Source organism: Cypionkella sp., assembly GCF_034376685.1.
GTDB lineage: Bacteria > Pseudomonadota > Alphaproteobacteria > Rhodobacterales > Rhodobacteraceae > Cypionkella.
This window is the reverse complement of record NZ_JAXMJJ010000053.1, coordinates 1-9627: the sequence shown is the minus strand read 5'-3', so window position 1 is coordinate 9627 and position 9627 is coordinate 1. Positions and strand designations below refer to the sequence as shown.

The window sequence follows — 9627 nt, the reverse complement described above, 5'->3', positions numbered from 1 at the left end:
GACGGTCGCGGCGGTGCGGCCCTGTCGATGCGCGCCGTCACCGGCAAGCCGATCCGCTTCGTCGGTCTTGGCGAGAAAATGGACGCGCTGGAGACGTTTGAGGCTGAACGCGTCGCAGGCCGCATCCTTGGCATGGGCGACATCGTCGCACTGGTCGAAAAGGCCCGCGAAACCTTTGAGGCGGAACAAGCCGAGCGCATGGCGAAACGCTTCGCTAAGGGTCTGTTCAACATGAACGATCTGAAATCCCAGCTTGAGCAGATGCAGAAAATGGGCGGCATGCAGGGCCTGATGGGCATGATGCCGGGCATGGGCGGCATGGCAAAAAAGGCCGAAGCCGCTGGTTTCAATGACAAAATGCTGACCCACCAGATCGCCTTGGTCAATTCGATGACCAAGAAAGAACGCGCCAACCCCGATCTGTTGGCCGCCAGCCGCAAGAAGCGCATCGCCGCAGGTGCTGGGCTTGAGGTTTCAGAAGTCAATAAGCTTCTGAAACAGCACAAGCAAATGGCCGATATGATGAAGAAAATGGGCAAAGGCGGCATGATGAAGAATGCCATCAAGCAGATGATCGGCGGCAAAGGCATGCCCGATCTCGCCAACATGTCGCCCGCGCAGATGGAAGAAGCCGCCAAAGGTATGAAGCAAGGCCTCGGCATGGGCGGCGGCTTCCCCGGCATGCCGCGCGGCCTTTCGCTGCCCTCCAGCCTCTCGGGGTTGATGAAGAAGAAATGATACCCGCCGACCGCCTTTCCGCGATCAGGATCGCCCGTGTCAATCACGCCGGAGAATACGGCGCGATTCGCATTTACGGCGCGCAGATCGCTGTTTGTCGGCTGTTGTGGCCGCGTCTTGTGCTGCCTTTGTCGCAGTTGAAAGCGCATGAAGTGGAGCATTGCCGCCAGTTCCGCGCGGCTTTGTCGGCGCGGAATGGTCGCCCATGTCGGGCGATGTATCTGTGGAGCATGGGCGGCTGGGTGCTGGGCGCTGTCTCAACTTTGTTTGGGCCGAATTTGATCTGGGTCTGCACTGAAGCGGTTGAAGAAACCGTGCATCACCACCTGACAGATCAGTTGGAATGGCTGAAGTCGCGTGACGGCGACCTCCATGCGCTGATCATGGGTATTCAGGCGGAAGAAGAAGGCCATCTTGACCTCGCTCGCAGCGAGAAGACCCACGACAATGCCGTGACCAGTGCGTTCGGGGCATTGGTCCGCGCCTCTGTGTCGATGGTGGTGTGGCTGTCGACTTGGGGCGAATCGTCGCAAATGCTGCGTGATCTTGCGGGGGCCGCATGACCTATCGGTTCCAGCATGGCAGTTCGCAGGCAGCGCCGGTCCTTGAGACCGCGCGTCTTGTGCTGCGCCTGCCGCATATCGGTGATCTTCCTGCCAGCACCGCGTTCTGGGCATCTGAGCGGTCGCGTTTGATGGGTGGGCCGTGGACTGCTGAGGAAACAGCGGCCGAGTTTCAGGGCTTGCTGGATCAATGGGCCAAACACGGCTTCAGCCTGTTCACCGTTACCCGCAAAGGCTCGGATGATGGTATCGGCGGCATCGGCCCGTTCTATCCAGATACCCACCCCGAGCCCGAACTGGGCTGGAGCCTGTGGAACGCCACGGACGAAGGTCAAGGGCTGGCGTTTGAGGCGGCTATGGCGGCGCGCGATTGGTTCTTTGCCACCTCGGGCCATCGCACCGCTGTCAGCCATACCGATCCTACCAACCACCGCTCGCACCAGTTGCTGGCGCGGATGGGGGCTGTTGTCGACCCCACCGCAGCCCACCCCTATGGCGATGAGCCAACCCAGACTTGGCGTCATCACGCCGGGGGTGCCGCATGATCACCCGCCCGCAGCATATCGCCCACACCACCGCTCCGGTCATCGAAACCGAACGCCTGCGCCTGCGGATGCCACGCTATGAAGACTTCGCGCATCGCCAAGCCTTCTACGCTTCGGACCGTGCGGTCTGGGAGGGCGGCCCCTTTGCTGCCGAGCAAGCGTGGAAAATCTTCGCTTCCGAAGTGGCGCAATGGCCGCTGATGGGCTTTGGTCCGTTCTCGATGGAGGATCGTTTGACTGGGGAATATCTCGGTGAAGTCGGTGTCTACCAACCCTTGGGCTATCCCGAACCCGAACTCGGCTGGTATGTGGTCGATCACGCCGAAGGCCGCGGTCTTGCCGCCGAAGGCGCGCGCGCCGTGATGGCTTGGGCGCATAGAACCTTCGGCTGGGACCATATCGACAACTACATCGACCCCGGTAACGCCCGCTCCATCGCGCTTGGCCTGCGGCTCGGTGGCGTGCAAACCGATGCCCCCGGCGCAGACCCCACCGACGTGGTGATCCGCCACAATTTGCGGGGGCTGGCATGATCGAACTGACGGGCATCCCAGTGATCGAGACCGCAAACCTGCGCCTGCGCGGCCCGAAGACCGCTGATTTTGAGGTGATGGCCAGTTTCCTCGCCTCGCCGCGCGCACAATACATCGGCGGCCCAGTCAGCCGTGCGCTGGCATGGCGCAGCTTTGGTCATCTGACCGGGCATTGGCTGCATCGCGGCTATTCGATGTTCGTCCTCGCCGACAAAACCACCGACGCAGCCCTCGGCATGGCCGGCCCGTGGTTCCCCGAAGGCTGGCCCGAGCCGGAACTCGGTTGGTCGATCTGGGCACCCGAAGCCGAAGGCCGCGGTCTCGCCCATGAAGCCGCCCTCGCCACCCGCCGCTTTGCCTATGACAGCCTCGGCTGGAAAACCGCCATCAGCCTGATTGCAGAAGCCAACCATCGCAGCCAAGCCCTTGCTCAACGCATGGGCTGCACCCGCGACGGCACCTTCATCCATGAAACCTTCGGTGCCAGCCAGATCTGGCGCCATCCAGCACCGGAGACCTTGCAATGACCGACGCCATCTTCCGCGCTGCCGAGGTGCTGAAAGACCACCGCGAATCCATCGACCGTCTCGATGCGATCCTGGTCTACACCCTTGCTGAACGCTTCAAGCGCACCCAAGCCGTGGGCCGCCTGAAAGCCGAACACGATCTTCCCCCGTCCGATCCCACCCGCGAAGCGCGTCAGATCGAACGGCTGGAGTGGCTTTCGAAAGAAGCCGACCTCGACCCCGAATTCGCCAAGAAATTCCTGACCTTCATCATCTCGGAAGTCATCAGGCATCACGAACAACTTCAGAAATAACCGCAGAAACGCGGTTCCAACCAAACCCAAGGAGACTACACTATGTCCATGAAAATTCGCCTCGCCCGTGGTGGTTCTAAAAAGCGCCCGCACTATTCCATCGTTGCCACCGACAGCCGCAACCCGCGCGATGGCCGCTTCCTGGAAAAGCTGGGCACCTATAACCCGCTCTTGGCGAAAGACAGCGAAGAGCGCGTGAAAATGAACATGGAGCGCGTGCAATACTGGCTGGGTCAAGGCGCACAGCCGACCGACCGTATCGCGCGTATGCTGGAAGCTGCTGGCGTGTTGACCAAAAAGGTCCGCTCGAACCCGAAATCGGCCGTCCCGGGCAAACGCATGACCGAACTGGCGAAAAAGAAAGCCGCTCGTGCAGAAGCACCGGCTGCTGAATAATCGACACTGAAACACTGGCGGCCCCCAAGGCGGAATTTTCACAGAAAATTCGCGCCCCAGGGGGCCGCTTTTCTACAGGAGAGCCAAATGCCCAACCCAGACCATATCTGCGTCGGCGCCATCGCAGGCTCTTTCGGCGTGCAAGGCGAAGTGCGGCTGAAAAGCTTCTGCACCGACCCCGAGGCCATCGCCTCTTACGGCCCGCTTTACAGCGAAGACGGCCAAACAACCTATAAAATCAAACTGACCCGCCCCGTCGCAGGCGGTCTTGGTGCCCGCATCGCAGGCGTGGAAACCAAAGAGCAGGCTGATGCCCTGAAAGGCATAAGCCTTTATGTTGACAAGAAAAAACTTCCCCACCTGCCCGATGATGAATTCTACCATGCCGATCTGATCGGCCTTGCGGCATTTGACACCGGCGGCAAAGAGCTTGGTCGCGTGCAAGCGGTGCATAACCACGGCGCGGGCGATCTGATCGAAATCGCAGGCCCCGGCCTGAAATCCGGACTGCTTCTGCCCTTCACCCTCGCAGCCGTTCCCACCGTCGATCTGACCGCCGGCCGCATCATCGTCGATCCCCCCGAAGGGCTGGACTAAACCCCGCGCCCGCGCCACTCTGCGCGCGGGCAATGGGGGCGACATGCACAACCGTATGCGATGGCTGATGGGTGCGACCGCACTCCTCTACATAGGGCCGCTGATGGCAGGCTTGGGTGGCTATGGCTGGCCGCTGGTGCCGGTCTTCACGCTGTTGTTCCTGCTCTGGCATTTCATCCTGCGCCCGCAGACCTGGCCGCGCCAGTTCCATGAATGGACGCAGTATCAGGCCTGGGCCACGCTGTTCAGCAACGCCGCCATTCAACTGCTGTTCGTGGCGCTGCTGTTTGGCGCAGGGCGCGGCATTGGCGGGGCCTTGGGCTTTGTGCCGCCCTATGGGGCCATCCTGCCGATTGCGATTTCCTTCCTGTCGATCCCCTTGGCCCGGATGATCTGGGATCCGTGGCAGGCCAATGAGATGAACAACTTTCTGGATGAAGCGATCCGCACTATCTCGCATCCCGAAACCACCGTGGGGGAAGCCGGGCTGGAAGCCGCTCGCCGGATGATCGCCCCCTTGGCCGATCTTCCAGATGAAACCCAGCCGAACGTGGTGGCACAGCATCTGGTGGCGCTGTCCGCCCATGCCGAGGACGCTCATATCCGCAGCGCGCTGTTTGAACGCCTCCGCGATCATAAGGCCAACCGCGCCGAAACCATTGCTTTGATCCTGCACGCCACCGATGGCCGACTGGCCGAGATTGTGCCCGGTGATGGCCCGACGATGGCGCTTGGCCTGCTGCCCGCCGATCCCAGCCTGATCGCCTTGTTCGCCCATCGGCTGACCGCCGCCTTGGATGAAGATCCTGATCTCTGGGGCAAGTGTCCCAGCGTCGATTACCTGACCGAGCTTGCCGCCAAATATGACAACACCGAAGCCGAAGCCCCGCTGCGTGAGTTGATCGACGCCACCAACGCGGCGCAACCCGAAGATGGCTTGGCCTAAGGACGCGCGTTTCGGTCGACCAGCATAGCAGAAAGCGCCCGCAACTTCGGCCTGTCTGCGGCAACGCAAACGCCCTAGCGGGGGCAGGGCCAGCAGGCTAAAAGCAGATATGACCGACACACCCGAAACCCCGCCCAGCGACACTCCCCCCAGCAAATCACATGGCCGCATCTCGATCCGCGCCAGCCTGAAACCGCGTGATCTGATGGAGGAACCGCTACACGTCAAAGACGCATGGCGCGCCAAGATCATCACCCTGATGCCCGATGCCTTCCCCGGTATTCTGGGCATTTCGCTGACCGGCAAGGCGCTTGATCTGGGCCTCTGGGCGCTGGATGTGATCAATCTGCGCAGCTTTGGGCAGGGCAAACACCTGAATGTCGATGACACCCCCGCAGGCGGCGGCGCTGGTATGGTGCTGCGCGCCGATGTGCTGGACGCCGCCTTGACCGATGCCGCCCAACACACCCCGCGCGACCGCAATCGCTGGCCGGTGATCTACCTGTCTCCGCGCGGCAAACCGTTCAATCAGGCGATGGCCCGCCGCTTTGCCGCCTGTGATGGCATCACGATGCTGTGCGGCCGCTTTGAAGGCGTCGACCAGCGCCTGCTGGATCATCACGATATCGAAGAAGTTTCGCTTGGGGATTTCGTCCTGACCGGCGGCGAGATCGCGGCCACCGCGCTGATCGACGCCACAGTTCGTCTGCTGCCGAAAGTGCTGGGAAATCATGAGTCTACGGTCGAAGAATCCTTCTCCGACGGCTTGCTAGAGCATCCCCAATACACCCGCCCCGCCGTCTGGAACGATCTGCCGATCCCGGAAGTGCTGCAATCCGGCAACCACGCCGCCATCGCGAAATGGCGGCAAGCGCAGGCCGAAGATATCACCAAAACCCGGCGGCCTGATCTGTGGCAAGCCTATCTGCGCCGGAAGGCCTGAGAGATCGGTCGAACGCTCCGCGGGGAGTATTTCGAAAAGAGCAAATCTGAAGGGCATCCTCTGTGCTCAAATATCCAGAGCGGAATTCTTGAGTTCCGGAGAGCCGGAGGCTTCGACAGTGCAGTAGTCCAAACCTTAACAAATCCTTACCGACCCCATGCTAACCCATTGATTTTATATAAGCGCCACCCCTGTCCACACGTGGACACCCAAGGCCTCTTGACCCATCCCGCCACAAACCCTATACGCCCGTAGTCCGGGGTCAAAAGCCCATCGGGCCCGATTCCTTTTGGCCGCAATCCTTGCCTTCTTCCGCAAGTCTGGCCCGAAATTCGGACTACAAAACGCGAGCCGCATCTCTGGCGGGGTCACAGATTCTGTGGCGACCCGATCGAAGACCAGAAGCTCTACGGCTGCATCACGTCGGGGATAACCCTGCAAACAAAGGAACTGCGATGAACTTGATCGCCATCATTGAAGCCGAGCAGATCGCTGCGCTCGGCAAGAAAATCCCGGACTTCAAAGCCGGTGATACCGTGAAAGTCGGCTACAAAGTCACCGAGGGCACCCGCTCGCGCGTGCAGAACTACGAAGGCGTCGTGATCGCCCGCAAAGGTGGCGCAACCATCTCTGCCTCGTTCACCGTCCGCAAGATTTCGTTCGGCGAAGGTGTGGAGCGTGTGTTCCCGCTGTATTCGACCAACATCGACAGCATCGAAGTGGTCCGCCGTGGCCGCGTGCGTCGCGCCAAGCTGTATTACCTGCGCGATCGTCGCGGCAAATCGGCCCGGATCGTCGAAGACACCAACTACAAACCCAAAGCCGAGTAAGGAGCAGAGCGATGAAAGACGGAATTCACCCCGACTATCACACCATCAACGTCAAAATGACCGATGGCACCCTGTTCCAGACCAAAACCACCTGGGGCAAAGAGGGCGACCAAATGGCGCTCGACATCGATCCGCTGGCCCACCCGGCCTGGACCGGTGGCTCGGCCAAACTGATGGACACCGGTGGCCGCGTGTCGAAGTTCAAGAATAAATACGCTGGTCTGGGTTTCTGAATCCAAACCGCTGCAAGACAAAGGGCGCATCTTCGGATGCGCCCTTTTCATTTGCGCGCAGCCGGTTACCATCAGGCGACCTTACGAGAGATTGCTGATGATCCGCCTGCTCTGCGCTCTTTTGCTCTTGGCCAATCCCGCTTGGGCCGAGACGGATTTCTTTCGCAGCCTTGCTGGCGAATATGGCGTGCCATTCAATGAGACGATGGACTGCAAATCCAATCCGCATCGGGTTAGTTTTTTCGAGAATAACCAGCGTGCGCGCTTTGAATGGCAGAGTGATATTCTTGGCTATGATGGCGCATGGGTCAGCTTTGCCGAGTATACCGTGCAGGGCAGCAATGCGGTTGGCATCATCATGGCGCTGGATGGTGAATCGCGGCTGACCGATGCGGGGGCGCCGGTGGTCTGGGTGATGCGCCCGGTGCAAGGCTTTGATGGCTATTGTTGGGGGCGCACTGATTGGCCCGACGCGCGCTGTATCGCGCCACACATCCGGTGCCCGAACGCAGCCCCCACCTCGTGATAACGCCACTTCCCGCTTCCCCTTTCTGTCGCTAACCGTATAGGAAGCACGAAAGACCAAAGGGGACGCGGCATGGCGCATATCATCGTTGTCGGCAACGAAAAGGGTGGCTCGGGGAAATCCACCACCTGTATGCATGTGGCGACGGCTTTGTGCCGGATGGGGCATCGCGTTGGCGCTTTGGATCTCGATCTGCGGCAGAAAAGCTTTGGTCGCTATGTCGAGAACCGCCGCGCTTTCCTCGCACGCACCAATCTTGATCTGCCGACCCCGGATTACCGCGATCTGCCCGAGATTGAAGCCGGCAGTCTGGCCAGCGGCGAGAATGCTTTTGATGCACGCCTCTCTGCCGCTGTGGCGCAACTGGAGGCGGTGTCGGATTTCATCCTGATCGACTGCCCCGGCAGCCATACCCGGCTTTCTCAGGTGGCGCACAGTCTTGCCGATACGTTGATCACGCCCTTGAACGACAGCTTCATCGACTTCGATCTGTTGGCCCGCGTTGATGCCGAAACGGGCAAGGTCAAAGGCCCGTCGATCTATTCCGAAATGGTGTGGAATGCGCGGCAATTGCGGGCGCAAGCCGGCCTGAAGCCCATCGACTGGATCGTGCTGCGGAACCGTTTGGGCGCGCAGCAGATGCATAACAAGAAGAAGGTCGGCGCGGCTTTGGAAGAGCTTTCCAAACGCATTGGCTTCCGGGTCTCGCCCGGTTTTTCCGAGCGGGTGATCTTTCGTGAACTGTTCCCGCGCGGCCTGACCCTGCTGGATCTGAAGGATACCGGGGTGGATCAGCTGAACTTGTCCAACATCGCCGCTCGGCAAGAGCTACGCGATCTGATGAAAGAGCTTAAGCTGCCAGGGGTGACAGTCTCGTTTTGAACAGCATTGGTTGGGCTTCGCGGCGCGCCTCACGGGTGCGGGTGCGCTCCAGCCGCATGTCGAACATATCTGGTCCTGCCTCGGCCTTACGGGCGAACAGGCCAAACCGGGCGAACAGGGCGTATCCGAATTTCATGGTAGTCTCCTGCGGCTTAGTTTCGATGAGCCCAATCTGGAGTTGAAACGCGGCGGGAAAATGACAGAGAAGCGTTGGTTTCAGGCCGATTTGGCAGAGCAGGAAACAGTGGGTTTCCTTTTTGCGCGTGTCGCGCGCCGGTTGGCGCGTGCTGAGATCACGCCACGCAGACCACCGCATTACCGCCGATCCGCCGCGCTACATCAAGGGACATCCCCGACACCACAGCGCATAAACTTCGCGCTAGCGCTGCGTATCGGTGGCTGAGTCATCCTCCGCCAGCTCGCCCTCCAGAAACCGCTCGAACGCGTCGAGATCGACGGGCTCAAACTGACCGAAGCCCTGCATCCAAACGCTGGCGCTGCGCATCGCGTCCGGCTCCAGCTTGCACCAGATCACCCGCCCGCGCTTTTCCCGGCTGATCAATCCTGCCTCGGCGAGAATGCCCAGATGCTTGGAGATCGCGGTCAGGCTCATCTGAAACGGCTCGGCCACATCCGTGACGGCCATGTCATCTTCCAGCAGCATCGCCAAAATCGCCCGCCGCGTCGGATCGGCAAGGGCGGAAAATACGATGTCGAGATTGGCTACCATGCGGCGACTATCACAAGCCCTCACAGGATCGTCAACCAAATGGTTGAATATGCAAGGTGTCGCAATTACGGAGAAATAACGGGGGCGCTTTCTAATCCTCGATAGAAAATAACAACGAAATCAAAGTCATATCCGAAAGTTTCCCTGCTTGACTCATCGCCCCCCAATCCGTAGGTATCGCCTCAACCATCTGGGGGCTTTGCCGTGGTGTCGGACGCAGATCGTGAACGCCTTGCGGCGCTGGAAAAGCGGATCGAACAGGCAAAAGGCGCGATTGCGCCGAAAGCAAGCACCCAAGATGACCGCCAGTATCAGGCCCAACTGGCCTGGCGGATGGTGTTAGAG

The 9627-nt window shown here is 60.3% G+C and carries 15 protein-coding genes and 1 pseudogene; 14 read left to right on the top strand and 2 right to left on the bottom strand.

Features of this window, described 5'->3' with window-relative positions; genetic code table 11:
• The 14 genes and pseudogenes from U1A24_RS10960 to U1A24_RS10895 form a co-directional block, all read left to right on the top strand.
• Window positions 1–738, top strand: a pseudogene (locus U1A24_RS10960) (signal recognition particle protein); the annotation flags it as partial.
• Window positions 735–1301 (top strand): demethoxyubiquinone hydroxylase family protein, encoded by a 567-nt coding sequence (locus tag U1A24_RS10955; protein WP_322322010.1) that lies wholly within the window; start codon window positions 735–737, stop codon window positions 1299–1301. The pseudogene U1A24_RS10960 and the gene U1A24_RS10955, both read left to right, overlap by 4 nt.
• Window positions 1298–1846, top strand: a complete 549-nt coding sequence (locus tag U1A24_RS10950; protein ID WP_322322009.1) for a GNAT family N-acetyltransferase — start codon at window positions 1298–1300, stop codon at window positions 1844–1846. Before U1A24_RS10955 ends, U1A24_RS10950 begins: the two co-directional genes overlap by 4 nt.
• The gene (locus U1A24_RS10945; RefSeq protein WP_322322008.1) at window positions 1843–2379 is read left to right on the top strand and encodes a GNAT family N-acetyltransferase; all 537 of its coding nucleotides are present in this window, start codon (window positions 1843–1845) and stop codon (window positions 2377–2379) included. Before U1A24_RS10950 ends, U1A24_RS10945 begins: the two co-directional genes overlap by 4 nt.
• Window positions 2376–2906: a GNAT family N-acetyltransferase gene (locus tag U1A24_RS10940; RefSeq protein WP_322322007.1), complete on the top strand. Its 531-nt coding sequence runs from the start codon at window positions 2376–2378 to the stop codon at window positions 2904–2906. The genes U1A24_RS10945 and U1A24_RS10940 overlap by 4 nt, the downstream gene beginning before the upstream one ends.
• On the top strand, window positions 2903–3199 hold the full coding sequence (locus tag U1A24_RS10935) for a chorismate mutase (RefSeq protein ID WP_322322006.1): 297 nt from the start codon (window positions 2903–2905) through the stop codon (window positions 3197–3199). Before U1A24_RS10940 ends, U1A24_RS10935 begins: the two co-directional genes overlap by 4 nt.
• Before the next feature lie 42 nt (window positions 3200–3241).
• Entirely contained in the window at window positions 3242–3595 is a 354-nt protein-coding gene (gene rpsP, locus U1A24_RS10930) for a 30S ribosomal protein S16 (RefSeq protein ID WP_322322005.1), read from the top strand.
• 87 nt (window positions 3596–3682) lie between these two features.
• Entirely contained in the window at window positions 3683–4192 is a 510-nt protein-coding gene (rimM, locus tag U1A24_RS10925) for a ribosome maturation factor RimM (RefSeq protein WP_322322004.1), read from the top strand.
• Window positions 4193–4235: 43 nt separating this feature from the next.
• Window positions 4236–5138, top strand: a complete 903-nt coding sequence (locus tag U1A24_RS10920) for a hypothetical protein (protein ID WP_322322003.1) — start codon at window positions 4236–4238, stop codon at window positions 5136–5138.
• 109 nt (window positions 5139–5247) lie between these two features.
• The gene (gene trmD / locus U1A24_RS10915; RefSeq protein ID WP_322322002.1) at window positions 5248–6081 is read left to right on the top strand and encodes a tRNA (guanosine(37)-N1)-methyltransferase TrmD; all 834 of its coding nucleotides are present in this window, start codon (window positions 5248–5250) and stop codon (window positions 6079–6081) included.
• Between the two features lie 455 nt (window positions 6082–6536).
• Window positions 6537–6911, top strand: a complete 375-nt coding sequence (gene rplS, locus U1A24_RS10910; RefSeq protein WP_322322001.1) for a 50S ribosomal protein L19 — start codon at window positions 6537–6539, stop codon at window positions 6909–6911.
• Between the two features lie 11 nt (window positions 6912–6922).
• Window positions 6923–7144: a 50S ribosomal protein L31 gene (gene rpmE, locus U1A24_RS10905; RefSeq protein ID WP_284323977.1), complete on the top strand. Its 222-nt coding sequence runs from the start codon at window positions 6923–6925 to the stop codon at window positions 7142–7144.
• Window positions 7145–7241: 97 nt separating this feature from the next.
• Complete coding sequence (locus tag U1A24_RS10900) at window positions 7242–7670, top strand: hypothetical protein (protein ID WP_322322000.1); 429 nt, start codon at window positions 7242–7244, stop codon at window positions 7668–7670.
• 72 nt (window positions 7671–7742) lie between these two features.
• Window positions 7743–8552: a division plane positioning ATPase MipZ gene (locus U1A24_RS10895; RefSeq protein ID WP_322321999.1), complete on the top strand. Its 810-nt coding sequence runs from the start codon at window positions 7743–7745 to the stop codon at window positions 8550–8552.
• Here U1A24_RS10895 and U1A24_RS10890 read toward each other — a convergent pair.
• Window positions 8521–8688 (bottom strand): hypothetical protein, encoded by a 168-nt coding sequence (locus U1A24_RS10890; RefSeq protein WP_322321998.1) that lies wholly within the window; start codon window positions 8686–8688, stop codon window positions 8521–8523. The two genes, U1A24_RS10895 and U1A24_RS10890, sit on opposite strands and share 32 nt — an antisense overlap.
• A gap of 243 nt (window positions 8689–8931) precedes the next feature.
• Window positions 8932–9282 carry a metalloregulator ArsR/SmtB family transcription factor gene (locus U1A24_RS10885; protein ID WP_322321997.1) on the bottom strand — a complete coding sequence of 117 codons (351 nt, stop codon included), beginning with the start codon at window positions 9280–9282 and terminating at the stop codon, window positions 8932–8934.
• Between the last annotated feature and the right edge of the window lie 345 nt (window positions 9283–9627).

What these genes read in the sequence shown, in the direction of transcription:
- trmD (WP_322322002.1), top strand. Translation starts at nt 5,248, where the DNA reads ATGACCGACACACCCGAAACCCCGCCCAGCGACACTCCCCCCAGCAAA.
- U1A24_RS10940 (WP_322322007.1), top strand. Translation starts at nt 2,376, where the DNA reads ATGATCGAACTGACGGGCATCCCAGTGATCGAGACCGCAAACCTGCGC.
- rpsP (WP_322322005.1), top strand. Translation starts at nt 3,242, where the DNA reads ATGTCCATGAAAATTCGCCTCGCCCGTGGTGGTTCTAAAAAGCGCCCG.
- U1A24_RS10935 (WP_322322006.1), top strand. Translation starts at nt 2,903, where the DNA reads ATGACCGACGCCATCTTCCGCGCTGCCGAGGTGCTGAAAGACCACCGC.
- U1A24_RS10895 (WP_322321999.1), top strand. Translation starts at nt 7,743, where the DNA reads ATGGCGCATATCATCGTTGTCGGCAACGAAAAGGGTGGCTCGGGGAAA.
- rpmE (WP_284323977.1), top strand. Translation starts at nt 6,923, where the DNA reads ATGAAAGACGGAATTCACCCCGACTATCACACCATCAACGTCAAAATG.
- U1A24_RS10955 (WP_322322010.1), top strand. Translation starts at nt 735, where the DNA reads ATGATACCCGCCGACCGCCTTTCCGCGATCAGGATCGCCCGTGTCAAT.
- U1A24_RS10950 (WP_322322009.1), top strand. Translation starts at nt 1,298, where the DNA reads ATGACCTATCGGTTCCAGCATGGCAGTTCGCAGGCAGCGCCGGTCCTT.
- U1A24_RS10945 (WP_322322008.1), top strand. Translation starts at nt 1,843, where the DNA reads ATGATCACCCGCCCGCAGCATATCGCCCACACCACCGCTCCGGTCATC.
- U1A24_RS10920 (WP_322322003.1), top strand. Translation starts at nt 4,236, where the DNA reads ATGCACAACCGTATGCGATGGCTGATGGGTGCGACCGCACTCCTCTAC.
- U1A24_RS10900 (WP_322322000.1), top strand. Translation starts at nt 7,242, where the DNA reads ATGATCCGCCTGCTCTGCGCTCTTTTGCTCTTGGCCAATCCCGCTTGG.
- rimM (WP_322322004.1), top strand. Translation starts at nt 3,683, where the DNA reads ATGCCCAACCCAGACCATATCTGCGTCGGCGCCATCGCAGGCTCTTTC.
- U1A24_RS10885 (WP_322321997.1), bottom strand. Translation starts at nt 9,282, where the DNA reads ATGGTAGCCAATCTCGACATCGTATTTTCCGCCCTTGCCGATCCGACG.
- U1A24_RS10890 (WP_322321998.1), bottom strand. Translation starts at nt 8,688, where the DNA reads ATGAAATTCGGATACGCCCTGTTCGCCCGGTTTGGCCTGTTCGCCCGT.
- rplS (WP_322322001.1), top strand. Translation starts at nt 6,537, where the DNA reads ATGAACTTGATCGCCATCATTGAAGCCGAGCAGATCGCTGCGCTCGGC.